General features: G+C 72.8%; 17 protein-coding genes. 8 read left to right on the forward strand and 9 right to left on the reverse strand.

What is annotated here, in order from left to right; translation table 11 throughout:
* Nucleotides 1-3 precede the first annotated feature (3 nt).
* From ACPXB1_RS13685 to pdxY, 3 genes are all read left to right on the forward strand, one after another.
* A complete protein-coding gene (locus tag ACPXB1_RS13685) occupies nt 4-1,710 on the forward strand; it encodes an ABC transporter ATP-binding protein (protein WP_355630092.1) in 1,707 nt (568 codons plus the stop codon).
* Entirely contained in the window at nt 1,707-3,536 is a 1,830-nt protein-coding gene (locus ACPXB1_RS13690) for an ABC transporter ATP-binding protein (protein WP_355630095.1), read from the forward strand. Before ACPXB1_RS13685 ends, ACPXB1_RS13690 begins: the two co-directional genes overlap by 4 nt.
* 130 nt (nt 3,537-3,666) lie before the next feature.
* A complete protein-coding gene (pdxY, locus tag ACPXB1_RS13695) occupies nt 3,667-4,518 on the forward strand; it encodes a pyridoxal kinase PdxY (RefSeq protein WP_355591630.1) in 852 nt (283 codons plus the stop codon).
* A gap of 103 nt (nt 4,519-4,621) precedes the next feature.
* Here the strand turns inward: pdxY and ACPXB1_RS13700 are convergent, their stop codons facing one another.
* On the reverse strand, nt 4,622-5,548 hold the full coding sequence (locus ACPXB1_RS13700) for an acetamidase/formamidase family protein (protein WP_355591627.1): 927 nt from the start codon (nt 5,546-5,548) through the stop codon (nt 4,622-4,624).
* 346 nt (nt 5,549-5,894) lie between these two features.
* Between ACPXB1_RS13700 and ACPXB1_RS13705 the strand changes: the two genes are divergently transcribed.
* A complete protein-coding gene (locus tag ACPXB1_RS13705) occupies nt 5,895-6,647 on the forward strand; it encodes a cellulose binding domain-containing protein (RefSeq protein WP_355591624.1) in 753 nt (250 codons plus the stop codon).
* Between the two features lie 61 nt (nt 6,648-6,708).
* Here the strand turns inward: ACPXB1_RS13705 and ACPXB1_RS13710 are convergent, their stop codons facing one another.
* From ACPXB1_RS13710 to ACPXB1_RS13745, 8 genes are all read right to left on the reverse strand, one after another.
* Nucleotides 6,709-7,506, reverse strand: a complete 798-nt coding sequence (locus ACPXB1_RS13710; protein WP_425735362.1) for an SAM-dependent methyltransferase — start codon at nt 7,504-7,506, stop codon at nt 6,709-6,711.
* 148 nt (nt 7,507-7,654) lie between these two features.
* Nucleotides 7,655-8,035, reverse strand: coding sequence for a YccF domain-containing protein (locus ACPXB1_RS13715; protein ID WP_355591618.1), 381 nt, complete (start codon nt 8,033-8,035; stop codon nt 7,655-7,657).
* 119 nt (nt 8,036-8,154) lie between these two features.
* Nucleotides 8,155-8,886 carry a cellulose binding domain-containing protein gene (locus ACPXB1_RS13720; protein WP_425735363.1) on the reverse strand — a complete coding sequence of 244 codons (732 nt, stop codon included), beginning with the start codon at nt 8,884-8,886 and terminating at the stop codon, nt 8,155-8,157.
* 68 nt (nt 8,887-8,954) lie between these two features.
* A complete protein-coding gene (locus ACPXB1_RS13725; protein WP_355591612.1) occupies nt 8,955-9,335 on the reverse strand; it encodes a DUF742 domain-containing protein in 381 nt (126 codons plus the stop codon).
* Nucleotides 9,313-9,762, reverse strand: a complete 450-nt coding sequence (locus ACPXB1_RS13730) for a roadblock/LC7 domain-containing protein (protein ID WP_355591609.1) — start codon at nt 9,760-9,762, stop codon at nt 9,313-9,315. The genes ACPXB1_RS13725 and ACPXB1_RS13730 overlap by 23 nt, the downstream gene beginning before the upstream one ends.
* Entirely contained in the window at nt 9,759-11,825 is a 2,067-nt protein-coding gene (locus ACPXB1_RS13735; protein ID WP_355591606.1) for a sensor histidine kinase, read from the reverse strand. The genes ACPXB1_RS13730 and ACPXB1_RS13735 overlap by 4 nt, the downstream gene beginning before the upstream one ends.
* Before the next feature lie 44 nt (nt 11,826-11,869).
* Nucleotides 11,870-14,440: a helix-turn-helix transcriptional regulator gene (locus ACPXB1_RS13740; protein ID WP_355591603.1), complete on the reverse strand. Its 2,571-nt coding sequence runs from the start codon at nt 14,438-14,440 to the stop codon at nt 11,870-11,872.
* A gap of 5 nt (nt 14,441-14,445) precedes the next feature.
* Nucleotides 14,446-15,711 carry an Hsp70 family protein gene (locus ACPXB1_RS13745; protein WP_355591600.1) on the reverse strand — a complete coding sequence of 422 codons (1,266 nt, stop codon included), beginning with the start codon at nt 15,709-15,711 and terminating at the stop codon, nt 14,446-14,448.
* A gap of 299 nt (nt 15,712-16,010) precedes the next feature.
* Between ACPXB1_RS13745 and ACPXB1_RS13750 the strand changes: the two genes are divergently transcribed.
* From ACPXB1_RS13750 to ACPXB1_RS13765, 4 genes are all read left to right on the forward strand, one after another.
* On the forward strand, nt 16,011-16,895 hold the full coding sequence (locus ACPXB1_RS13750) for an IniB N-terminal domain-containing protein (RefSeq protein ID WP_355591597.1): 885 nt from the start codon (nt 16,011-16,013) through the stop codon (nt 16,893-16,895).
* Between the two features lie 115 nt (nt 16,896-17,010).
* On the forward strand, nt 17,011-18,864 hold the full coding sequence (locus ACPXB1_RS13755) for a dynamin family protein (RefSeq protein ID WP_355591594.1): 1,854 nt from the start codon (nt 17,011-17,013) through the stop codon (nt 18,862-18,864).
* Nucleotides 18,861-20,321 (forward strand): hypothetical protein, encoded by a 1,461-nt coding sequence (locus ACPXB1_RS13760; RefSeq protein ID WP_425735364.1) that lies wholly within the window; start codon nt 18,861-18,863, stop codon nt 20,319-20,321. The genes ACPXB1_RS13755 and ACPXB1_RS13760 overlap by 4 nt, the downstream gene beginning before the upstream one ends.
* A 230-nt stretch (nt 20,322-20,551) precedes the next feature.
* Nucleotides 20,552-26,176 carry a GH92 family glycosyl hydrolase gene (locus ACPXB1_RS13765; protein WP_425735365.1) on the forward strand — a complete coding sequence of 1,875 codons (5,625 nt, stop codon included), beginning with the start codon at nt 20,552-20,554 and terminating at the stop codon, nt 26,174-26,176.
* Nucleotides 26,177-26,249 lie beyond the last annotated feature (73 nt).

Genomic DNA, 26,249 nt, shown 5'->3' on the forward strand with positions numbered 1-26,249 from the left:
TCGATGGCGGACGACCTCACCAGCGGCGGCGCGGTGCTGCGGCGCGCCCTGCGCCGCCAGCGCGGCAAGGTGCTGGCCGGCACCGCGCTGCTCTGTGCCCACCAGGCCGCCGAGGCACTCGTACCGGTGGCCATCGGCGTGATCATCGACCGGGCGGTCGCCACCGGCGACGTGCCCGCCCTGCTGCTCTCGCTCGCGGGCCTCGCCGTCCTGTTCACAGTCCTCGCCTACGCCTACCGGTTCGGCGCGCGCCTGAACTACGCCGCCGTGGAGACGGAGGCGCACGCCGTACGGGTCGAGATCGCCACCAGCGCCCTGGATCCGCGCGGGCACCGCTCCGGCATGCGTGACGGGGACCTGCTGGCCGTCACCGCCTCCGACGCCGAGTTGTCCGCGCTCGTGGTACGGGTCGCCGGGCTCTGCGCCGCGGCGGTCACCGCCATCGTCGTGGCGGCCATCGCGCTGCTCGTCGTCGACGTCCCGCTCGGCCTCGGGGTGCTCCTCGGCGTACCAGTGGTGGTCATCCTGCTGCAACGGATGGCGCCGCTGCTCACCCGGCGCAGCGCCTCCCAACAGGAGGCGCTTGCCGCCACCACCGCCCTCGCCGTCGACCTCGTCACCGGCCTACGGGTGCTGCGCGGCATCGGCGCACAGCACCACGCCGCGCGCCAGTACGCGGCGGCAAGCGGCCACGCCCTCGACGTCACACTGCGGGCCGCCACCACCAAGGGCCTGCACCTCGGCCTCACCACAACTGTCAACGGCCTCTTCCTCGCGGCGGTCGCCGGCGTCGCCGGCTGGCTCGCGCTCCAGGGCCGGCTCACCATCGGTGAGCTGGTCGCCGTCGTCGGGCTCGCCCAGTTCGTCGCCGAACCGGTGCAGACACTCGGGTACTCCGTGCAGCTGTTCGCGATGGCACGCGCGTCGGCGGGACGGGTCGCCCGGATCCTCGGCGCCGCCCCGCTGATCCGGCCGGGCACCGGCGGGCAGCCCGCACCCAGCCCGGCGCGGCTCGCCCTCGACAATGTCGGGTACGCCGGGCTCGACGACGTCTGCGTGCGGGTCGACGCCGGTGAGGTGGTAGGCGTGCTCGCGTACGACCCGGGCGAGGCCGAGGCGCTCGTCGCGCTGCTGGCCGGGCAGGTGCCCCGCGAGGACTACCGCGGCACCGTGTACGTCGACGGCGTACCCGCCGAGGACCTGGACATCGACGCCGTACGCGGCACGGTCCTCGTCGAGCAGCACGACGTGGCGTTGTTCGAGGGGACGCTGCGCGCCAACCTCGCCGCCGGCGGCAGCGTCGACGAGAGTGTCCTGCACGCCGCCGTACGGGCCGCCGCCGCGCAGGACGTGCTGGAGGCGCACCCGCACGGCATCGACCGCGTGCTCACCGAGCGGGGGGCGAACCTGTCCGGCGGGCAGCGACAGCGCATCGGGCTCGCCCGGGCACTCGCCGCCGACCCGCCCGTCCTGGTGCTGCACAACCCGACCACTGCCGTCGACGCGGTCACCGAGGCGCTGATCGCCGAAGGGCTCGCCGGTGCCCGTGCGGCGGCCGGTCGGGGCACGGTGCTCGTCACGAACAGCCCGGCCCTGCTGCGGGTCACCCACCGGGTGGCGGTGCTCGACCATGGACGGGTCATCGCCGAGGGCCCGCACGAGGAGCTGCTCGCCAGCGACGCCCGCTACCGGGAGGAGGTCCTGCGATGACCGACGAGCCGACCACTACCGATGCCGAGCCCCGGCGGCTGCTGCCGACGGCCACCGCCGCACAGACCTGGGCCGCCCTGCGCGCCGAGTTCGCCCGCCTGCCCGGCCTCAGCGCCGCCGCCGTCACGCTGCTTGTCGCCGCGTCCGCGACCGGGCTCGTCGCCCCCTGGGTGCTCGGCCTGCTCGTCGACGACGTCATCGCCGGCTCCGGCACGGAACGGATCCTCACCTGGGCAGGCGTGATCGCCGGCGCTGCCGTGCTCGCCGGCCTGCTCACCGCCGCCGGGGCGGCGATCGCCGCACGCCTCGGCGAGACTGTGCTCGCGCGCCTGCGGGAGCGGGTCCTCGACCGCGCCCTGCACCTACCGTCGGCCACCCTGGAAAGGGCCGGGACCGGGGACCTGATCGCCCGGGCCGGCGACGACGTGGCGGTCGTGACGAACGTGATCACCACGAGTGGCCCCGCCTTCATCGGCGCGCTGCTGTCCACGGTCCTGACCGCGGCGGGGCTCTTCGCCCTGGACTGGCGGCTGGGCCTTGCCGGGCTGACCGCCGCCCCGATGTACGCGCTGGCGCTGCGGTGGTACCTCAAGTGGTCGGTTCCGTACTACGCCCGCGAGCGGGTGGCGACCGGCGAACGGTCACAGGCGATGGCCGGGGCGCTTCGCGGCGCCGCGACGGTGCGCGCGTACCGGATGGAGGACGCCCACGTCGCCCGCATCGCCGACCGCTCCGCCACCGCCCGCGACCTGTCGCTGGACATCTTCGGTCTGCACACCCGGTTCGGGCTGCGGATCAACCGGTCGGAGTTCGTGGGACTCGCCGCCGTGCTGCTCGCCGGGTTCCTGCTGGTCCGCAACGGCATGTCCACAGTGGGTGCCGCCACCAGCGCGGCGCTCTACTTCCACCGGCTGTTCAACCCGATCGGCCTGCTGCTGCTCCAGTCCGACGCCGTGCTCCAGGCCGGTGCGAGCCTCGCCCGGCTCGTCGGCGTCACGTCACTGCCCGCAGCAGACGGGCCGGCACCCGTACCGTCGCAGCCGTCGGTCACGAGGCGCGAGGCGGAGCCACCGGCGCTTGAGGTGGTCGTCGCCCAGCACCGCTACGACGACGGGCCCGTCGTCCTGCGGGACGTGCGGCTGCGACTCGCACCCGGCGAGCGGGTCGCCCTCGTCGGGGCCAGCGGAGCCGGCAAGAGCACCCTCGCCAGCATCGCCGCCGGCATCATCGCGCCCGCCGACGGGTCGGTACGCCTGCGCGGCGTACCCCTGTCGCACCTTGGGGAGCAGCGGGTCCGCCGGGAGATCGCCCTGATCAGCCAGGAGGTGCACGTCTTCGCCGGGCCGCTGCGCGACGACCTGCGCCTCGCCGACCCGGACGCCACCGACGCCGAGATGACCGCCGCGCTGGACCTCGTCGGCGCCACCTCCTGGCTGCGGACGTTGCCGGACGGCCTCGACACCGGCGTGGGGGAGGGCGGGCGGCAGCTCACCGCCGGCCAGGCCCAACAGCTCGCCCTCGCCCGCCTCGTCCTCGCCGACCCCGCCGTGGCGATCCTCGACGAGGCCACGGCGGAGGCGGGCAGCGCTGGCGCGCGGGACCTCGACCGGGCCGCAGTGGCGGCCACCGAGGGCCGTACCACGCTTGTCGTCGCCCATCGACTCACCCAGGCCGCCACCGCCGACCGGGTCGTCGTGCTGGAGCACGGCCGCGTCACCGAAGAGGGCACCCACGACGAGTTGCTGGAGGCCGGCGGAGGGTACAGCCAGCTGTGGCGGTCCTGGAGCAGCGCCGATCTCGTGGCGCCGTCGAAACCGCTCGCCTGACCGGGACCCACTCTGGCTGGTCCGGCGCGGGCGCGCTCCTCTTCAGGCGCGGCCAGCACCGGGAGTGGGTCAGCCGACAGAAACGGCGGGCCGGACGCGCCGCGCCGGCCGCAGCAGCAATGATGGGGCGGTGCAGATCCTCTCCATCCAGTCGTCGGTCGCCTACGGCCACGTCGGCAACTCCGCGGCCGTCTTCCCCCTCCAGCGGCTCGGGCACGAGGTCTGGCCGGTCCTGACGGTCCACTTCTCCAACCACACCGGGTACGGCGCGTGGCGTGGGCCGACCCTCGCGGCGGCGGACGTCGCCGAGGTGATCGACGGTATCGCCGACCGGGGTGTCCTCGGCACCGCCGACGCCGTGCTGTCGGGCTACCAGGGCGACCCGGCGGTAGGTGGGGTGATCCTGGCGACGGTGGACCGGGTCAAGGCGGCGAACCCGGCCGCTGTCTACTGCTGCGACCCGGTGATGGGCGACGCCGGGCGCGGGATGTTCGTCCGGCCGGGCATCCCCGAGTACCTGCGCGACACAGTCGTGCCGCGCGCGGACATCATCACGCCGAACCACTTCGAGCTGGACTTCCTCGCCGGCCGGACGACGAACTCGCTGGCGGAGGTGCTGGCGGCGGTCGACGACGTCCGCGCGACCGGGCCACGGCACGTGCTTGTCACAAGTGTCCTGCACGGCGAACTGCCGGAGGGTTGTCTGGAGGTGGTGGCCGTCTCGGACGAGGGCGCGTGGGCGGTGACCACCCCGCTGCTGCCGATCAACCCGAACGGCGGGGGCGACGTCACAGCGGCGCTCTACCTCGCGCACCTGTGGACCACCGGCTCACCCGCGACGGCGCTGGAGCGCACGATCGCCTCCGTCTTCACGGTCCTCGAAGCGACCCTCGCGGCGGGCACCCGGGAGATCCAGTTGATCGCCTCGCAGGATGCCATCGCCGTCCCGCCGGCCCGGTTCGCCGCCCGCCAACTCCGCTGACCGCCGCGGGTTCCTGGCGCTGATCCCGGCGTGCGGCCCCGCCGCGCTGATTCAGCGCCAAGCGTCGTCGCGCTGATTCAGCGCCAAGCGTCGTCGCGCTGGTTCAGCGCCAGGCGTCGTCGCGCAGCACAGCGTGCGCGCCGACGGTCTCGTTGACGATCTGCGTCACCCGTACGTCGACCAGGACACTTGCCAGCGCCACCGCGTCCGGACGGCTCAGCCCGTGCAGCCGTTGCATGAGGGTCAGCATCGACTCCAGGGCCATGAACGTGGCGTCGTCCAGGGACGCGCCGACACCCAGGGCCAGCCAGGCGTCCGCGACGCGGGCCACCGGGCCGGTCACCGGGAAGTCGTCGCGGACGTCGAGAGTCACTGTCACCTCGTCCATCGGGCACTCGATCGCGGTGCCGCCGACCTCCCCGTCGCCCTGCGCGGCGTGCCCGTCCCCGACCGAGAACAACGCCCCGTCGACCGGGATGGGCAGCAGCAGCGTGCTGCCGGCGGTCAGATCCTTGCAGTCCAGGTTTCCGCCGCAGGCCCGGGGCGGGATGGTCGAGTGGAGTCCCGGCTCGGCGGGCGGCATGCCGAGCACCCCCATGAACGGGCGCAGCGTCACAGTGTGGCCGTGCTGGTTACGCCCGGTCATCGTCGCCGGGTCCAGCTCCCAGGCGTGCACCACTCCCTCGTCGGCGACGCCGTAGCGCTCGTTGAACCTGCTCGGCCAGCCGCCGGCCACAGTCGTTCCCCAGACGCCGGGGACGATGGCGTCGAGGCGTACCGCGAGGGTCTGACCGGCGCGAGCGCCGCGGACCGCGACCGGACCGATCAGCGCGTGCCCGTGGTCGGGCCGGTGCTGCGGGACGCGGGGCCGGTCCCGGTTGCGCCCGCCGGGGTACGGGCCGGCGGACCACCAGCAGTCCAGGGTGCGGTAGGTGACGGTGTCGCCGGGGTCGACGGTGAGCACCGGCGGGGCGTCCGCGCGGAAGTGACCGTGCAGAGTTTCGTCGCGGGGGGTGAGGGTGTGCCGCATTCCAGCAGGCTATGTGCCGTGGCTCCGAAGGGACAGCGCCCGGCGGGGCCTCGTGGTGCGCGATGGACAGTCACCGCGCTACTGCTCCGCGTCGGGCGCGACCAAGCGGTTGTTGTATTGATGCACGTCGAATGGGATGCTGTGGTCCGGTCGCGCTCGGGAGCCAGCGCGCCCCTCTTTCGACGGACCAGAGGACGCACGGGGTGGTCACGCCATCCCGCGCCGGGCACGTCCTCGCCAGCGGCCGCATGCTGATCGCCGTCGGGTGGCCGTCGCGCGCGTCCGGACCCGTACGGCCGGGTCACCTGATCCGCCGCGACGGCGACGTGTCTTTCCGGAGGTACCGATGCTGCGCAAGCTCCTGACGGTGACGACAGTCGTCCTGGCCGGCTGGGCCGCGACCGCCGGCGTCGCCGCGGCGACGCCCACACCGTCGCCGCCCACCGCCGTGGTCACGGCGACACCCGCGCCGACGCTCACGCCGGCGTGCCCACCGGCGCTGCCGATCAGCGGCCGGGTGACAGGCGCGACAGCCACCAGCCTGACCATCACCTACGCGATAGTGCTCGGCCCGCCCTGCGGCTTCGACCCGCCGGTAACCGTCACCCTCTTCGCCAACCGTGACGACGCAGTGAGGTGGCAGAACCCGGTGGCGGAGGCCACCTCCGGGCCGGAGCGCAACGGCACCGTCACCATCGAACGGCTGACACCCGACACCGAATACTGGTTCCGGTTCAGCGACGACAACGACGTACCCGACCCGTACGTGATCGGTGGGGCGGCCCGGACCCTGCCGCTGGCGGTGTGCGGGGCCACGGCGACCGTCGACTCCCGCTGGGGCAGCGGCTATGTCGCCACCATCACCATCCGCAACACAGGGGTGGAGCCGCTGGACGGGTGGCACGTCTCGTGGCGGTGGGCTGGTGACGAGCGCATCCAGGCGATCTGGGGCGGGCTGGCCGACACGGCAGGCGCCGACGTCACGGTCGGAAACGCCTCCTACAACGGGACGCTCGCGCCGGACGGTGTCGCGACGTTCGGCATGCTCGTGGCGACGACCACCGCACCGACGGAGTTGACGCTGACCTGCGGTCGGTGAGCACCCGGCCCGGGGGCCGGCGCCGGTCCCCGGGCCTGCTGGCGCAAATCGCCGCAGATGGTCAGGGCTTGCGGCCCACCGCGCCGTAGGCGTCGATGCCCTCGGCGTCGGCGTCGTCCGGCCGCCACAGCGGGATCGGCACCAGGCCGGGCTCCACAAGCGTCAGCCCCGCGAAGCAGCTGGCGAGCTCCTCCGGACTGCGCAGGATGTACGGCACACCGCCGTTGTCGGCAAGCCGCTGCGCGCCGTCGACCACCGCCGGGCTGGTGTTCGTGCCGTCCCAGAAGACCAGGTGGCTGCCGGACGCGGTCGCGTCCATCGTCCGCCCGATGATCGAGCGCACCACGTCCAGGTCCGGTTCGTAGCCGAGCACGCCCATGTACATCACGGCGATCGGCTTGTCGAAGTCCAGCGTCTGCGCGGCCTCGGCGAGGATCTTCTCAGGATCGTGGTAGTCGGCGGGAACGTACGTGGTGACGCCCTGCGTCGTCGTGCTGGACAGCAGCGCCCGGGCGTGCACGAGAACCATCGGATCGTTGTCGACGTAGACGATCCGCGAATCGGGCGCGATGCCCTGGGCGACCGCGTGGGTGTTCTGCATGGTGGGCAGGCCGGTGCCGATGTCCAGGAACTGCCGGATGCCCGCCTCGGCGGCCAGGTAGCGCACCGTGCGCACCAGGAACCCACGGGACTGCTGAGCCATCAGGACGATCTCCGGATAGACCTCGGCCACGGCGTCGCCGGCCGCCCGGTCGGACTGGAAGTTGTCCTTGCCGCCCATCCAGTAGTTCCAGATCCGCGCCGCGTGCGGCACGTCGGGCTGAAGCTTCGCGGTGAGTTCGGCATCCGGGCCGGCCATGCCAGGCTCCTATCGAGGGGTCGTCGGTGGCGGTCACCACCACGGCGGTGGATCGCCTGTCGCTTCCGGCGATTGTCCACTATGAACGGGGCGGGGGAGGGCCGGGTCGCCCCGGACATCGGGTGCCCGCCGAGGGGCTACCGCCCGGTTACGGCGCGTCGACGACCTCCCGACCCAGCGGCCAGAACGCGGCCGGAACCAGCTTGAAGTTGGCGATGCCGAACGGGATTCCGATGATCGTGACGCAGAGGGCGATGCCGGCGGCGATGTGGGTCAGGGCGAGCCACCAGCCCGCCAGCACCACCCACAGGACGTTCGCCAGCCCGGAGCCGACACCTGCGCCCGGCTTGGGCACCAGGGTGCGGCCGAACGGCCACAGCGAGTAGACGGCCAGACGCAGCGACGCGACGCCGAACGGGATGGTGACGACAAGGACGAAGCAGATCAGCGCGGCGAGGCCGTAACCGAACGCCAGCACGATGCCGCCACCGAAGATGAGCCACAGTACGTTGAGCACGAAGCGAATCACCCCCCAATCATGAGCGATGCTCGCAACCGGCAGTGGGAGGTTCCCGCCGTCCGGGCGCTTCCGAACCACTGATCAATCGAGTGTGGCTGCCGTCGGAACGTCCGGTGTACCGCTACGGATCAGCCCAGCCCGCCACACGCGACGCCGTCGATCGTGCACGCCGTGGGGGTGGCGCCGACAGTCGAGCCGTTGACACGGAACGTCACGCGGACCGACGCGCTGCCGGGCACCTGGCCCGTGCCGGCGTCCGGGACGAACGTCCACACCGCGCCGTCGTGGCTGACCTGCGCACCCTGCACCGAACTCACCCGCAGCGACTCCCGTGGCAGCGTGACGGTAAGTGTCCACCGCGCCGACGGCACCGAACCGGGATTGCTTATCGTCACTGCGGCGCCGTAGCTGAGCAGCGCGTTGTCCTCGACGGCGAACTCGGCGGCGAGGGCCGCAGGCGTCGGCGGGGCCGTCGACGCGTTCGGCGGGGGAGCGGTGGACGGCGACCCGGCCGACGGTGGAGCCGCCGTGACAGTGGACGGGGCGGACGCCGCCGGGCTGGTCTGGGCCGGCTGCGCCTGTCCCCGGGGCGTACCGGCCGCGGGTGTGCCCACCTGGCCGACCGACGGGGGCGGGTCGAGGGTCACCGGCGCCAACTCCTCAGGCGTCCGCAGCACGCCGACGACGGAGACCGCCGTCGCGACCAGCACCCCCACCGCCGCGATCACGGCGACCCAGGTCGCCCGCGAGACGTCGCCACCACCGGTGAACACCCGCCGTACGGCAGCGGCGGCGGCCACGATCCGGTCCAGCAGGATGATCGCCACAGTTCGCCGTGGCCGAGGCGGTGGTGCCGGCACTGCCTGCCTCCCCTTCACTTCGTCACCGGGCGTTCGCCCACGACCGCTCGCGGGTGGCACCCGACCGGTCACAGGGCGCGCAGCCCGACGAGTATCGACTCCAGCAACTCCTGCGACGGCAGCTCCGACAGCGTCGGCGGCTCGTGCGTCTCGACAAGCCCCGCCGTGAGCAGGTCACCGAGGAGGACCCGGACCGTCCCGAGGGGCAGATCCAACTCGGCCGCGACCTCGGCCACCGACACTGGATGGTGACACAGCTCGACGATCCGCGCCTGCTCGGGAAAGAGCGGCGCACGCGGTGTGCCTACCCGCCGGGCGACGACAAGCGAGATCAGGTCGAACCGGCCGCGCTCCGGTGCCGTACGCCCGCCGGTCATCGTGTACGGGCGCGCCACCGGGCCTGCGTCGTCGTCGTACCACGCCTCGTCAGCCGAGCCGGCGGTGTGCACCCGTGTCCCCGCTCATCGCCGAGGAGGCCGGTGCGAGCCTGACCGGCAGGTGCCGTTCGGCCTGCCCCACGAAGAGCGCCACCTCGTACGCCATGTCGCCCACCTCAACCTCGTCGCCGGCGATCCGGACGGTGAGGATCGTCCCGTTTCCGATGGTCGCGACGAACAGGAACGCCCGCGACATCTGCACCACGATCTGGCGCAACCCACCCGCGTCGCACGTCCGGGTGGCGGCCGATCCCAACGCCAGCAGACCGGCGACCACTCCCGAGATCTGTTCGGCCAGCTTCGCCCCCACGAGGGTGGAGCCGCCGAGCGGAAGCCCGTCTGGTGAGAGCACCACGGCGAACTCCGCGCCGCGTACCCGGTCGACAAGCCGATCCAGGGCGCCGGTCAGGCTGTCTCCGGTCACCACTGCATGCGTCATCGATGTCTCCTCGTTGCTCTGGCGACCGGCAGCTCGACGGTGTCGGGGCCGGCGCTGCCGGGTTCGGGCCCGGTCGGCCCAGGTTGGCGGATCCGCGTCGGCAACCCACAGTTGTCGCCCGCCTCGGACGCCGCGGCCCTGTCCACCTCGGTGCTGTCCATCTCGGACTGTCCGGATTCGCGCCAGGTGGGGGAGGCGGCGATGGTGGTCCGCGTGCCCGGCCGTCCGTCGCCGGTCACCGTGACCAGGTCCGGCGGTAGGAGCACGATCGCCGCCGTCCCGCCGCGCTGGCTGGGGCGCAGCGCGACCCGGGCGCCGCAGCGGGCGGCCAGCACTGCGACCGTGTACAGCCCGGCCGCTCCGGGCGGCGGTACGTCCGGCGGCGGATCGCCGAGCAGGCGGTTCGCCTCGGCAAGCGCCGCCGCGTCAAGGCCCGACCCATCGTCGACGACCACCACCGCGCACCCCTGCGGTCGGTGTTCACCGGCGATCCGGACGGTGGTGTCCGCCGCCGAGAAGGCCAGGGCGTTCTCGACCAGTTCGGCAAGCAGGTGTACGACGTCGGTGACGGCCGTGCCGGCCAGTGACCACGGCCAGTGCGGCGCCACCAGGACCCGGTGGTAGTCAGGCACCTCGGCGACCGCGCCGCGCGCGACGTCGAGCAGGGGCACCGGTCGCCGCCAGCGGCGAGCCGGAGCCGCACCGGCCAGCGTGATCACCTTCTCCACGTTGCGGCGGATCCGGGTGGCGAGGTGGTCGAGTTGGAACAGCTCGTCGGTCTCCTCGGCGGCCCGCTCCCGCCGCTGCATGCCGTCCAGCAGGTCGAGCTGATCGCGCAGCAGGACCTGGCTGCGTCGGGTGACCCGCAGGAGCAGTTCGCGGTCGGAGCGGTAGTGGACGGGCTCCCCGGCCGCCGGGGCGGCGGCCGGGGGAGCCGCCACGGCGTCGGCCGGCACCTGCGGCCGAACCTCCCCACCCGGGGAAACCGGCCGATCAGCACCCGGGCCGGCTGGCCAGTCAGCACCCGGGCCGTCCGGCCGGTCGGCACCGACGGGCTGGCCGGCCAGCCGGCGTACGGCGCCGACCCAGCCGAGCAGCACCACGAGGACGGCGATAAGCCCGAGCCCCACCACGGTGCCGGTACGCGCGACGAGCACCGCCGCCCCCGGCGTGGCCCGCTCGACGCTGGCGCGGGCGGTCGAGGTGACCACTGCGTGCAACGCGTCGAGGGCGGCGTCTGCGGCCGCCCGCCAGTCCGCCCCGCTCACGTCGCCGGCAGTGTCGGACCGGCCCGCCCCGAGCAGCGCGTCCTCCATGGTCCGCAGCCCCGCCAGCTCGGGGCCGGCCAGCAGGTCCCGCCGCGCGGCCCGGCCGTCGACCGGTAACGCGGCAAGCGCCTCGGCCCGCGCGTACCGCCCGATGGTGACCTGTTCGGTGAGCTGTCGCCGCTGCTCGGCGGTGACCCGTTCGCCGGCCAGCGCGGCGGTGACGAGCGTGTCCTCCCGGGCGAGCAGTTCGCGGGCGCGGGCCAGCGCGATCACCGCGCGGCTGTCGGTGGCGAGCCTGCTCTCGTACGCGCCCCACTCCGGGCCGTACACGTCGAAGGCGGCGTCGACGAGCTGGTCGTACCCGTCGACGGTTCCGGCGGTGTCGAGCCGCCCGGCGTCCACCCGGGACCGGACGGCGCCGAGACTGTTCAGTCGCCGAACCAGTTCCTCGGCCCGGTCGCGGACCGCTCCCGCGGTGAGCAGGCGCAGGTCGCCGCCGGAGGTGAACGCACGGATCTCGGAGGCCGCCCGGTCGGTCACCTCGCGTGCCGCGCCCAGCGGGGCACCCGTCGGCACCTCCCCGGCGATCGCGTCGACGGTCAGCCGGCGTTCGGTCTGCAGGCTGAGGATCAGCCGGTCGATGGGCTGACCGAGGGTGTCGGCCAGAGCCCGCACCCGCAGCAGGTCGGCCGCGTCCTGGCAGGTCAGGTAGGCCGCGTACGCCCAGAGGGTGACAAGTACGGCCGCCAGTGCGACGAGCTTCGCGCGGAGGTGCCGCGCATCGGACCGGGTCACGGCCTGCTCCGCGCGCTCAGCCGCCCTCGGCTGCGGTGGCCGGCTCACCGGGCCTGCCGCTGCGGCCACGGCTGCCCGGCCGCGTTGCTGGCCCGGTCGGCGACCACTGTCCGTAGCAGGGCGAGCAGCTCCGTGCGGTTGGCGCAGTTGAGCCGACTGCGCATGCGGGCCACGTGATGCTCGACGGTCTTCGCCGAGATGAAGAGCCGGTCACCGATCTCCCGGTAGGTCAGCCCGGCCAGCACCAGCTCGGCCACCTCGTACTCGCGGTCGCTGAGCCCCTGCTGGGCGGGCCGGGCGATGGCGTCGGCGACCTGCGCGGTCGGCTCGCCGGCTGTCGTCCGCTGCCCGCTGACGGCGCCACCCGGCCGGCCCTGGAGGACCCGTGCGCATTCCAGCAGTGTGGTCATCGCCCGGCGGTCGGCGGTGCGGATCGCTGCCTGCCCGGCGAGGCGGGCGCCGTCCCAGCACAGCCCGGTGTCGTGCAGTCCCCGGGCGGCGGCCTCCACCCGGACGGGGTCGACGACGCCCCGCAGCACCTCCACCCAACTCTCGGCGGCGGCCGCGACGACGGCGGCGTAGCGGCTGTGGCCGGCGGCGGCCAGCAGGGCGGCCACGTGCTCGTCGGCGACCGCCGGCTCGTCGGTCAGGATCGCGGCGTGCAGCCCACTCCAGTGCAGCGGGACGCTCCACAGTGCCGGGGCGCCGAGCCGGTCGAGCAGTGACCACCCCTCCCGCAGGTACGGCGTCAACCGGGCCAGGTCACCGAGGCGTGCGCCGGCGATGGCAAGCTCGCCCAGCGGCAGCAGCGTGAACAGGTCCACGGGATGCCGGACCACCGCCTCCAACGCCTGCCCCCACCCCGACTTGAGCGCGCCGAGGTCGCTGTTGCGCCGGCCGATGCCCATGCGCAGCGCGGCGGCGAAGAGCAGATCCCGCGATTCCAGCGGTCGCCCGTCGCCGGTGACAGTGGCGAGACGTTCGGCGGCCGCGAGGGTCTGGCCACGAACCATCAGGATCCACGCCTGCGCCAACCGGTGCCGGCGTGCCATCAGCGGGCCACCGACACCTGCCGCCTGTGCCCGGTGCAGCACCCGTTCGGCGATGTCCAACTCGCCGCAGTGCACAGCGGTCAGGGCGGCCAACGCCGCCGGGCTGTCCGGTAACAGTGCGGCCCGCCCGTCCGGCTCCAGCAGGGCTGCGGCCTGCACGAGCGCGGAGAGCGCGGCGGCCGGTGTGCCGGTGACGCTGGCGCGTACGCCCTTTGCCATCAGTCGGGCGGCGCTTGCGTGCAGGGTCGGTGGTTCGCCGCCCGGGTCGTCCTCCGGGGGCGCGGCGGCGGTCAGGTCGCCGGTGGCGAGGCCGCCGACGGTGGCGAACGCCGCCGCGGAGGCGGTGCCCGACCACGTGAACAGCTCCACGCTGCGGCCGACGTGGCCGCGGTGCGCCAGGGCTGTCGCCGCCACCATGGCGGCCCCGGTGCGGTCGACCGGATCGGTGGTGGCCAGCAGCCGGTCCGCGAGGCGCAGCGCGTCGTCGAGGTTGCCGGCGAGCGCTGTGGCGAGGGCCTGCCGGGCGCTCGCCGGGTGCCCGGCCGCGGTGGCGGCGGCGAACAGGTCGGCGGCGAGGGCCGGGTCGTCGGCGAGCGCCTCCTGTGCGGCGGCGGCGAGTGTCGATGGTGGACAGTCGCCGATCACGCCGAGCCGGCGCAGCGAACGGACCAGTGGCAGCACCGCGCCACCCCGGGCGAGCTGCAACTCGCCGATGTGGCGCCAGACCGCGCTGCGGTCAGTGGTCGGGCTGAGGGCGGTGACGGCCCCGCGGACGATCGGCGCGAGCCGGCCGTCGGCGCCGACCAGCCCGGCCGCCCGGGTCGCGGCGATCAGCTCGTCGACGCCCTCCGGCTCCCGGCCCAGCAGCGCGCCGAGCATGCCCACCGGCAGCGGTACGCCCACCGCGGCAGCGAGCAGCAGGCGTCGGATGTCGGCGGGCTGGGCCTCCAGGTCCGGCGCGAATTCGAGGAGCACGGATCGGGGTGCCTCAGACGGCGCGTCGGCGGAGGTCGGGGTCGCCAGCAGGCCGCGAGTCAACCGCTCGACGTCGCGGGGCACGCCACCGGTCTGCGTGTGCACGAAGTCGACAAGGTCTCGCCGGCCCAGTTCGGGCGTCGCGGCGAGGTAGTCGGCGGTCTGCTCCCAGGTGAACGGGCTGAGCAGCACCGCCTGACCGTCGCGCCGCAGCGTGTCGGCGAGGTCCGTGAGAGCCGCCGACCGGGGCCACGGGCGGTGGGCGACCACCAGCCGGTGCCGGCGGGTCGCGGCCAACCGCAGCAGCACCGCGAGCCGCTCGTCGTCGAGCAGGTGCGCGTCGTCCACGAGCAGAAGCGCGTCCTCGTCGACCGGCTCGCCCGGCTCCGGAACTGTTGTCCGTACGGCCACCCCAGCCTGCTTGTGGATCCGCGCCAGTTCCGTGAGCAGCATTGTCTTGCCGTGGCCGGCGGGGCCGCTCAGGCCGACGGTGAGCGGGCCGGTCGGATCCTCGGTGGCCCGGTCCAGCAGGGCCTGCGGCCCCCGGCCCAGCACCAACGTGGATTCGGCGACGTCATTCATGATCATTGTGGTCATCCTTCGCGTCCCCGGCTGAGCATCGGTGCCAGGCGGGACGCCTTCGGCAGGTCCAGGGGGAGGATCCGGACCGGTGGGCGGGGTGGCGGGTCGCCCGGGACGGCGGTGTCGTGTCGGGGGCGGCGCGGTGCTGGGAGGGTGGCGCGGCCGGTGCCGGCGACCGGTGCCGGATTGCGGACCGCCGCCGGTGGGCGGGGTCGCGGTGAGACCACCTGGCAGGCGGCCAGCGCCGCCCCGGTGGCGTCGGTGAGCTGGGCGTCGGGTTCGACCTCGACGGGCACCGGCAGCGCAGCGGTGATCAGCTCGGTGACCAGTGGGATGCGGGCCGAGCCGGCGGTCAGCAGGACGCCGTCGAGCCGCGTCGGCGTCAGGCCGGCCGCGTGTACGGCGCGCAGCAGCAGGTCGACGGTGGCCTGCACCGTAGGCCTGATCATGGCCTCGAATTCGGCCCGGGTGACGGGGACGCGCGCCGGGCCGGTCGGCAGAGTCAGCACCACGTCGGCGGCGAGGTCGACGGTAAGCGTCCGCTTGACCCGTTCACACTCGGCGAGCAGCCCGCGTGGAACGGCCTGCTGGTCGCGGCGCGCGGCGGCGGGCAGGTCGCGGGACAGCACGGTCCGCACGTGGCCGGCCAGCAGATCGTCGAAGTCCGCTCCGCCGACCGGGTCGAGGCCCTGCGGCCTGCCGAAGCTCTCGTAGGTGCCGCGCGGGGTGCGCCGCACCAGGGCCGCCTCGAAGCTGGCGCCGCCGAGGGCGTAGACGGCGGCGGTGGTGCCGGCGAACCCGCGCGCCGCGTGGCTCTCGGCGACAGTGACGGTACGCGGCAGCAGTGTCACGGGGGGAAGGCCGAGATCGACGAGCGCCCGGCGCAGCAACTCCCGTCGGTACGGGCGCCAGCCCGCCGGATGGCTGAGCACTATCGCCTCGGCGGGACCACCTTCCAGGGCGTGCGCCTGTTCCACCACCCAGGCGGCCAGCTCCGCCGTGAGCGTCTGTGGCGCGCACGCCTCGCCGCCGAGCAGCAGGGGCACGTCATCGCCGATGCGGCGGACGAAGTCCCTGCTGGTGCGGCTGCCGTCGTCGGTGGCCGGCCCGCCGATGTGCAGCGTGCCGTCCGGGGCCAGGTGCAGCACCGACGGTACGAGGGCGGCGCCGGCGTTCAGCGGGACGGGCTCCGGGCGTGCCCATCCGGTGCCGTCGCGGCGTACGACGACGGCTGCCGTGGTGGTGTTTCCGATGTCTAACCCCAGGACGTACGGCATCGGTTTCGTCTCTCCCCGTGAAGTTGGCCGGCCGGTGGCGATGGCGTCGGCGCTGCCCGGCGCCCCACCCCCGGCGAACCCCGCGGGCTCCTACGTTCGTACCAGAGATCGCTCCCTGGTCGGGACCCTAATCTGGCCGGGACGGTTTCCCCCATTCCCCCTAACGGACGATGCGGCGAAGACCCTAACGCGGCGGGATCCGATGCGGGGTGCAGCCCCGATGTCCGGCGGCTGTCGCCGTCCTAGCGTTTCTGTCGACGAACGACGGTCGCCGATGCCAACCCGAGGAGAACCGGCACATGGACTCGCACCAGACCCTCCACGACTTCGTGCTCGACCTGCTGACGAACCCGGACGCGCGGTCGGCCTTCGACCTCGACCCGGAGGGGGCACTGCACGCCGCGGGGCTCACCGACATCACCGCCGCCGACGTGCAGGACGTGGTTCCGCTCGTTGTCGACTACGCCCCGGGGCCGGGCCTCGCGCCGCTGGCGTCGCCCGTCGGGCAGCTCGGCTTCGACCCGCTGGTGACCGACACCGCCGACGTGGTGGGTCAGTTGCAGAGCGTGGCGCAGCAGATCAGCCTGACCAGTTCACCGTCGGGGGTGGACGTGAAGGCCGGCGTGCTGGGCGCGCTCGCCGTCGACCCGAACACCGTGGCCGCCGGCGTGACAGTGCTGCCGGGGATCGGTCTGGGTGTCGGCCCGAACGGCCTGGACACCGATCTGACCGGTGCGGCCGACGTGGCTCACACGCTGGACGCCGATGTGGTGCAGCCGGTGGACGGCATCGTGGATCCGCTCGTCGGTGACGTCACGGGCGCGGCGGGCGACCCGACCGGTCTGCTCGGTGGCACCGACCCGGGGCTGCTCGGTGGCGGCCTGACCGGTGGTGCCCTCTCCGGTGCGCACGGTCAGGTCGATGGCATCGTCGGCTCCCTCGGTGTCGACGACACCCTGGGCGGGTTGGGCCTGGGGCACGGCAGCGGAGTGGTCCCACCGCTGGACGTGCCGTCGGTGGTCGGCGGTGTCACGCACCAGGTGGACGGTGTCCTTCCTGGTGTCACCGGCACGGTCGGCGACGTGACAGGCGGGCTCACCCGCGGTGTGACCGGCGACGTGCACGACGAGGGTCCCGCCTCGTCGGACCACGGGCTGCTGGGCATCACCGGAGGTCTGCTCTGACGGGGATGCCCGGTGGGAGCGGAAGGCCGGATCGCCTCAGGCGGTCCGGCCGCCTCCGGTTGCCCACCCGGTACCTCTTGATAATTGACCCGAAATCAGCACACTTGGTGCGGTGATGGCGGGGATCTGGCTCGACGTGCTTGACGAGATCGCCCGGACGTGCAGCGCCCACGGTCGCGGTGACCTGCTCCAGACGGTGCGGCAGAGGCGGACGCAACTGCTGGATCCGACGCTGCGTGTCCTCGTCCTCGGCGAGCCCAACCAGGGCAAGAGCCAGCTCGTCAACGCGATCATCAACGCGCCCGCCTGCCCGGTCGGCGACGGTCGCACCACAGTCCTGCCCACAGTGGTGCGGCACGCCGAGGCGGCGACCGCCGCTGTCGTCCAGGCGCCACCGCCGTCGGGCCGGTCCGCAGGCGCCGCGGCGACGTCCCTTGTGGAGCGCACCCCCTTGGCGCTCGACCAGGTCGCGGCCGGCGTGTCCGGCACTGTCGGCCGTCGCCCGGGAGGCGGGCCGGCGTACGTCGAGGTCGGTGTGCCCCGCGCCCTGCTCGGTGCCGGGCTGGTGCTCGTGGACACGCCCGGCGCCGACGAGGTGGCGACTGTCGGCGGCGGCGTGGAGGTGGCAGCCGCGGCCCGCGCGGACACCGTGCTGCTGGTGTCCGACTCGACCCGGGAACTCTCGGTCGCGGAGCTGAACATGCTGCTGCACGTCATGCGGTCGCAACCGAACGTGGTCGTGGTGCAGAGCAAGACCGATCTCGTGGCGGACTGGCGTGCGGTGGCCGAGCGCAATCGGCGGCACCTCGCCGACGCGGGCGTTCCGGCGCCGCTGATCCCGGTCTCGGCTTCACTGCGGCTGCGCGCGGCCACTGCCGACGACCGGGGCCTCAACGACGAGTCCGGCTTTCCGGCGCTGATCGCCAGGCTTCGGCGGGATCTGACCGGCAAGGCAGACCATCTGGCGCGGGCGTCGGTGCAGGCGGTGGCCCGGACGGTGGTGGAGCAGCTGGCCGCGCCGCTGCGCGCTGAGCTGGCGACGCAGGAGGCCGAGGAGCAGTCCGGGCCGATCTCGCGGCTGCACGCGGCTCAGCGTGAGGTCGACGAGCTGCGCCGCTGCTCGACCCGCTGGCAGAACTCCCTGACCGACGAGATGGCCGACCTGCTCTCGGACATCGAGTACGACCTGCGCGACCGTACCCGGCAGATACTGCGCGCTGTCGACGAGGCGTTCGACACCGCCGATCCGCTGGTGGCCTGGGAGACGTTCCAGGACTGGCTGGAGCGCAGCCTCACCGACGCGGCGGAGGCGAACCACGAGTGGCTGATCCAGCGTTGCGACTGGGTCGCCCGCCGGGTGGCCGCCAACTTCGCCAGGTACGGCTACGACGTCCTGCCGCCCTGGTCGATGACGATGCCCGACGACCTCGGCGAGCGGCTGCCGGAGCTGGAACGTCCGAGGATCGACAGGTTCACCACAGGGCAGAAGCTGTTGACAGGCATGAAGGGCTCGTACGGCGGCATGTTGATGTTCGGGCTGGCCACGACGCTTGCCGGGATGCCGATGATCAACCCGGTGTCGGTCGGTATCGGCGCGCTGTTCGGCGGCAAGAGTATCCGCGACGAGAGCAGGCAGTTGCTCCGTCGTCGCCAGGCGACAGTCAAGACGGCCATCCAGCGGCATGTCGACGACTTCTTCGTCCGGATGGTCCGCGACTGCCGGGACGCCGCCCGGCAGGTGCAGCGGATGCTGCGGGACCACTTCACGGGGCTGACCGAGGAGTTGCAGGAGGCCATCGTCCAGTCGTTCCGCAGCGCGAAGCAGGAGGCCGACACGGACGCGGCGGTACGGGAGCAGCGACAGCGGGAGATCCGGCTGAAGATGACCCGGCTGGCCGCGCTGCACGAGCAGGCGCAACAGTTGACCGGCGCCCGGTCCACACCGGTGCTGCTGGAGCCCGGCGCGTGACGGTCGGGCAGCGGCTGGACGAGGCGGCGTGGGGTCTGCTGCACCAGGCCATCGACCTGTATCAGCACAATGGTCGCGTGGTCGGGCACCTGCGGCAGCAGGTGGCGCGGTTGGAGCAGCCGCTGCGGATCGCGGTGGCCGGGCCGTGGCGTGCCGGCAAGTCGACGGTGCTGAACGCGTTGATGGGGGAGGAGGTCGCGCCGGTCGAGGGTGCCGACGGCATCGTCACCTGGTACGAGGACGGTGCTTCCCCGCGCGCCACCGCGTACCCGGCGGGTCAGCCTCCGCAGGAGTTGACGGTGGTCAAGTCGGCGACCGGCATGCGGGTGGACCTCGGCTGGCGGGCCGGGGAGGTGCGCGACATCGTGGTGCGGTGGCCGACGCGGGCGTTGCGGCAGGTCACGTTCATCGACACGCCGGCACTCAGCGGTACGGGGGAGCACTGCCGCGTACCGGTGATGGACCGGGTTCTGCGGGATTCCGACGCCGTGTTGTTCCTGACCCGCGACGGCCGCGACAGCGATCTGCGGCTGTTGGAGTCCGGTCGGGACGGTGCTGTCGGGCAGGCCGCGCCGGTGAACGTGATCATGGTGTTGTCCCGGGCGGACGAGGTCGGCGGCGGGCGGATCGACGGGCTGCTCACCGCCCGGCAACTGGCTCGACGGCACCAGCGTGATCCGCGGGTGGGTGCGGTGGCCGTCAATGTGGTGGCGTGCAGCGGATCGGTAGGCCTGGCGGGCCGGCTGCTCAGCGAGTCGGATTTCGCGGTGCTCGCGACGCTTGCCGGGGTGCCCCGCGCGGAGTTGGATGCCCACCTGCTCTCCGCCGATCGTTTCGTGCGCGGCGAGCTTCCGGTACGCCTGGACGCCGAGGTGCGTGCCGCGCTGCTGGCCCGGTTCGGCCTCTTCGGGATCCGGCTGGCGGCGACGCTGGTCCGCAGCGGGTTCGACAGTCGGGTGAAGCTGTCCGCCGAGCTGATCCGGCGCAGTGGGCTCACCGAGCTGCGGGAGTCGGTGAACCGCTGCTTCGTCGACCGTCGCGAGACGCTCAAGGCGCGTTCGGCCCTGGCTGCCGTGGAGGCCCTGGTGCGGGCGGAACCGGTCCGGGGCGCCGACGACCTGGTAGGCGCTATCGAGCAGATCCTGGCGGGTGCGCACGAGTTCCGGGAGCTGCGCCTGCTGGCGGCGCTGCGCAACAGCAGGCTGGGGTTCGACGCCGAGCTTGCCTCCGAGGCGCGGCGGCTGATCGGTGGCGACGGGGTCGGCCTGGCCGCCCGGCTCGGTGTCGAGCACGAGGCGGACGTGCGACGGCTCTGGAAGGTCGCCGCGGACGCGCAGTGGCGGTGGCGGGACCGCGCCCAGGACCCGGTGCTCCCGCTGGCGCAGCGGCGCGGCGCGGAGGTGGTCGTCCGCAGTTGTGAGGGGATGCTCGCGGAGTTGGCCGCAGGCGGCCGGTAGGGCGTCGAAAAGTTTTCGGGACGGTTTCTTTCCAGTCAACCCATTGACACCGCAAAGGTCTGCGGGAAATATCTGCCACCATCCACCGGATACGCCGGCACTTGTCTTCGAACCCGATGACAACGATGTCAGGCCGACCGGCCACATACGACCGACCACTCACGACAGCCATCACCGCAGCCCAGACGTTCGACGTACTCGACCGGTTCGAGTCGAAAGGCCCCGCCCCTATGCCGTATCTCCCCCGTACGCGCACCCTGTCCCTCCGGCTGGTCGCAGCGACCACCGCCGCCCTGCTGCCGGTGGGGCTGGTCGTCGCCGCGCCGCTGGCCAGCGCCGCCCCCAACGCCGCGCCGCCCGGCACCTTCAGCAGCTCGTTCGAGTCGGCCGATCCGCAGCCCGCCGCCAGTGCCGTCGAGGTCGACGCGAAGGGCAGGCCGGTCCAGGCGAACCTCACCGGATCGGCACGCCGTGTGCTGCCCGGCAGCCTGCTCGGCCAGGTCGCCACTGTGACCGCCAGCGCCGAGAACCCACCGAACGAGACCGCCGCGAAACTCGCCGACGGCGACCCCTCGACCAAGTGGCTGGCGTTCGACAGGACCGGCTCGGTGACGTACCAGCTGACCAAGCCGGCGGTCGTCGCGCGGTACGCGCTGACCTCGGCCGACGACGAGCCGACCCGTGACCCGAAGGACTTCACCCTCCAGGGGTCCACCGACGGCAGCACCTGGACCGACATCGACCGGCAGACCGGCCAACGCTTCGCCAAGCGGTTCGCCAGGAACACCTACACGGTCACCAACACCACCGCGTACGGGTTCTACCGGCTGGCCATCTCCGCGAACTCCGGCGCCGCGCTCGTGCAGCTCGCCGACTTCGACATCAGCGACGGCTCGGACGTCCGGCCACCGGCCCCGCCCATGGTCAGCGTGGTCGGTGCCGGACCACTCGGCGGGTACACCACGAAGCCGGGCGTCGGCTTCACAGGGCTCGCCGCCCTGCGCTACGCGGGCGGTGCCGAGAGCGACGGCCGGTCGTACGCGACGAACAAGTTGTTCGACGTCGCCATCCCGGTCGGCCCGCACACCCGGCTGTCCTACAAGATCTTCCCCGAGTTCACCGGCTCTGACACCCAGTACCCGTCCACCTTCGCGGCCCTCGACCTGCACTTCACCGACGGCAGCTACCTCAGTGGACGGGCGGTCGTGGACCAGCACGGCAACCCGCTGACCGCCGCCGGGCAGGGCACCTCGAAGGCGCTCTTCGCCGACCAGTGGAACGCGGTGCAGGCCGACATCGGCGCGGTCGCCCGGGGCAAGACCATCGACCGCATCCTGCTCGCCTACGACAACCCGCGTGCCACCGGGGACACCCGGTTCAGCGGCTGGCTGGACGACATCGAGGTGACGGGCACTCCGGCGTCGATCGACGGCTCCCGGCTCACCAACTACGTCGACACCCGGCGGGGCACCAACTCGACAAGCGGATTCTCGCGCGGCAACAACCTGCCGATCACGGCGCTGCCCAACGGCTTCAACTTCTTCACGCCGGTGACCGACGCGACGTCCGATTCCTGGGAGTACCACTACCACCGGACGAACAACGCGGCCAACCTGCCCACGCTCCAGGGCCTCGCGATCTCCCACGAGCCCAGCCCGTGGATGGGTGACCGCAACCAGATGTCGGTGATGCCGGTGGCCGGCGACGGTCCGCTGACCGGGACGCCGGCCAGCCGGGCGCTCGCCTTCCGGCACGCCGACGAGACGGCACAGCCCGACCTCTATCGGGTCACGCTTCAGAACGGCCTGGTCGCCGAGATGTCGCCCACCGACCACGCCGGCATCATGCGGTTCACCTTCCCGTCCGGGTCGCCGACCGGAAGCGTCGTCTTCTACAACGGCACATTCACCATCGGTACGGACGGCACGTTCACCGGCTGGGTCGACAACGGAAGTGGCCTGTCGGCCGGACGTAGCCGCATGTTCGTGTCCGGCGCCTTCGACCGCGCGCCCACCGCGTCGTCGGCGACGTCGGCGACCTTCGACGTCTCGGCGAACCGCCAGGTGACGATGCGGCTCGCGACGTCGTTCCTCTCGGTCGACCAGGCCCGCCGCAACCTCGACCTGGAGGCGACCGGGCGCAGCTTCGACCAGATCCGCGCCGCCGCCACCGCGGCGTGGAAGGACCGGCTCGGCCGCGTCGAGCTGCGCGGCGCCACCGAGGCGCAGCTCGTGACCATGTACTCCAACCTGTACCGGCTGAACCTGTACCCGAACTCGCAGTCGGAGAACACCGGCACCGCCGCCAAGCCGCACTGGCAGTACGCGAGCCCGGTGTCGGCACCGACCGGCACGTCGACAGCCACCCGCACCGGCGCGAAGATCGTCGACGGGCAGATCTACGTCAACAACGGCTTCTGGGACACCTACCGCACCGTGTGGCCCGCGTACGCGCTGCTGTACCCGGACGTCGCCGCGAAGATCTCCGACGGCTTCGTCCAGCACTACCGCGACGGCGGCTGGATCGCCCGCTGGTCGTCACCCGGCTACGCCGACCTGATGACCGGCACCAGCGCGAACGTGGCGCTTGCCCAGGCGTACCTCAGCGGGGTCAAGCTGCCCGACCCGCTGGCGGCGTACGACGCGGCGGTCAAGGACGCGACCGTCGCGTCCGGACGCAGCGAGGTCGGCCGCAAGGGCATCGAGACCTCGCTGTTCCTCGGCTACACTCCGACCTCCACCCATGAGTCGGTGTCGTGGGCGCTGGAGGGCTTCATCAACGACTACGGCATCGGCAACATGGCCGCGGCCCTCGCCAAAGACCCGGCCACCCCGAAGTCGCAGCGTGAACGCCTCAAGGAGGAGTCCCGGTACTTCCTTGAGCGCGCCCGCAACTACGTGCACCTCTTCGACCCGAAGACGAAGCTCTTCCAGGGCCGCGACGCCTCCGGCGCGTTCCTCGCCGGTGACCCGCTGGACTGGGGTGGCGTCTACACCGAGACCAACGGGTGGAACTTCGCGTTCACCGCGCAGCAGGACGGCCAGGGCCTGGCCAACCTGTACGGCGGGCGCAAGGCGCTGCGGGACAAGCTCGACGAGTTCTTCGCGACCCCGGAGAACGCCGACCGCCCCGGCGGGTACAGCGGGATCATCCACGAGATGCTCGAGGCGCGGGCGGTACGGATGGGCCAGCTCGGCATGAGCAACCAGCCGTCGCACCACATCCCGTACATGTACGACGTCGCCGGCGCGCCGGCCAAGACCCAGGCGGCCGTCCGCGAGATCATGCGGCGTCTCTACGTCGGCAGCGAGATCGGCCAGGGCTACCTGGGCGACGAGGACAACGGCGAGATGTCGGCCTGGTACGTCCTCAGCTCGCTGGGCATCTACCCGTTGCAGGCCGGGTCGACCCACTGGGCCATCGGCTCGCCGCAGTTCACCAGGATGACCGTCCGCCGCACCAGCGGAGACATCGTGGTCAACGCGCCGAACAACAGCACCCGCAACGTGTACGTGCAGGACGTGAAGGTCAACGGCAAGAAGCAGCGCGGGGTGTCGATCGACGTGGCCGCGCTCGTCAAGGGCGGCACCATCGACTTCCAGATGGGCCCCAACCCGTCGTCCTGGGGGACCGGCAAGAACGACGTACCGCCGTCGTTGACCAAGGGTGACAAGGCGCCGAAGCCGTTGCAGGACGTCACAGGCCCCGGCTTGGGCACCGCCACGGCGACCGGCGGTCAGGACGCCTCGAAGCTGTTCGACGACTCGTCGACCACCCAGCTGACCTTCGCCTCGGCGACGCCGCAGATCACCTGGGCGTTCCGTGGCGGCAAGCAGAAGCCGACGTTCTACACCGTCACGTCCGGTGCGGGTGCGGGCGACCCGGCGGACTGGCGGTTGCAGGGCTCCAACGACGGCATCACCTGGAGCACCCTCGACTCCCGCACGGGCGAGGTGTTCCGCTGGCGCAACCAGACCCGTCCATTCCAGATCGACAAGCCGGGGCGTTACACCCAGTTCCGTCTCGTCGTCACCAGGACCGTCGGCGCCGCGCAACCGACCCTCGCCGAGATCGAACTGCTCGCCGGAGGCGACATCGACCTGGGCGGCGGCGACATCACGGTGACCGCCACCGACGGCGTGCACGCCAGGTCCGGCGCACCGGTGTCGGTGCCACTGGCCACTGTCACCGGAGGCGCCGCCGACGGCTACCGGGCCACCATCGACTGGGGTGACGGCTCACCTGTCACCGACGGCACCCTGACGCTGAGTTCCCGGGCCGTCTACCGGGTCAGCGGCGAGCACACCTACACCACGCCCGGCTACCACCAGGCGAACGTCACAGTCACCGACGGCACCAGCCAGGCGTCGGCGACGGTCGGCGTCGACGTCGCGTACGTGCCGGAAGGCGGCCTCACCGCGGCGTTCGACACCGTCTGCATCGGTGACGAGGGCACCCTCGCGGCGGACTGCGACGCCAAGTCGTGGGCGTACTCGCGGGCCGCCCTGGCAGCGGCCGGTGTCACCGCCGGTCAGCGGCACGAGGTGCCCGCAACGGCGTTGGCCTTCACCCTCCCGGTGATCCCGGCGGGGCAGCCGGACAACGCCACGGGCAACGGCGCGACGATCGACCTGCACCTGCCGGCCGACGCCCGGAGCATCTCGTTCATCGGTGCCGGCACGCAGGGCAACCAGAGCACCACGGGCACCGCGACGTTCAGCGACGGCAGCACCGCCAGCATCCCGATCCAGATGAGTGACTGGACGCTCGGTGGCAACGCCAACGGCACCCCGTCCTACGGCAACATCGTTGTCGCGAAGTCCGCGTACCGGTTGAGTGGCACCAGCCGGGACGGCGCCCAGCCGTTCCTGTTCGCCACCGCGCCGTACCAGATCCCGGCGGGTAAGACGCTTGTGTCGGTGACCCTGCCGACGCAGACCGGCGACCCCCGCTCGGCGGGCCGGATCCACGTGTTCGCCGTGGCCGACGACGGCACGCCGGCTCCCGCGCTGGCGATGACAGCCGCGGCCGACCAGAAGGCCACCGCCGGGCAGGCCCTCGCGGCGAACCTCGGTTCGGTGAGCGGCGGCGTGCCCGGTACGACGGGCTACCGCGCCCGCGTCCAGTGGGGTGACGGCACGGTTCCGCAGGACGTCACGATCGGGTCGTCCGGCGCGCTGAGCGGGCAGCACACCTACGCGCGGGAGGGCACCTACACGGTGCACGTCACGGCGTGGGACACGCTGGCGAGCAGCACCACCGCCTTCACAGTGACCGTCGCACGCGGTGGATCGCAGCCGGCGATCGCACTGCCGGGGGCCGGCGCCGTCACGACCGGCGACGCGATCACCGTCGACGGCAGCGGGTTCGCCGTCGGCGAGCAGGTGACAGTCACCGTCGGCACCGACCCGTCCCGGACCACGACTGTCGCGGCCTCCGCGAGGGGAACGGTACGGGCTTCGGTCCCGACCTCCGGTGACGCGCAGCCCGGCCGGTACGCCGTCACCGCGACGGGCGCGTCCACCCGTACGCCGGCCACGGCCACCGTGCAGGTGACCGGGCGGGTGCAGGCACCGAGCTACAAGCCTCGGGCGGCGCTGACGAACACGGCGGGGCCACGCGGTACGTCGATCACTGTCGACGGTTCCGGGTTCGTACCGAACGAGGAGGTCACTATCGCCTTCGGCGACCGCCTGGCGGTCACGTCCGTGCGGGCCAACGGCGACGGTGTGATCTCCGGCGCGACTGTCGTCGTCCCGGGTGCGGCGAAGGTGGGCGCGACAAGCGTCACGCTTACCGGCGCCCGGTCGGCGACGACTGTGTCCCGGCCGTTCACCGTCACCGGCGCGAAGTGAGTAGGCGGTAGCGCAGCCGCTGGGGGCGGGCCGTGACCGCGGCCCGCCCCCAGCGGGGCGACAGAGCACAGCG

Origin of the sequence: Micromonospora sp. DT68 (genome assembly GCF_049847245.1) — a bacterium.
Classification (GTDB): Bacteria; Actinomycetota; Actinomycetes; order Mycobacteriales; family Micromonosporaceae; genus Micromonospora; species Micromonospora profundi.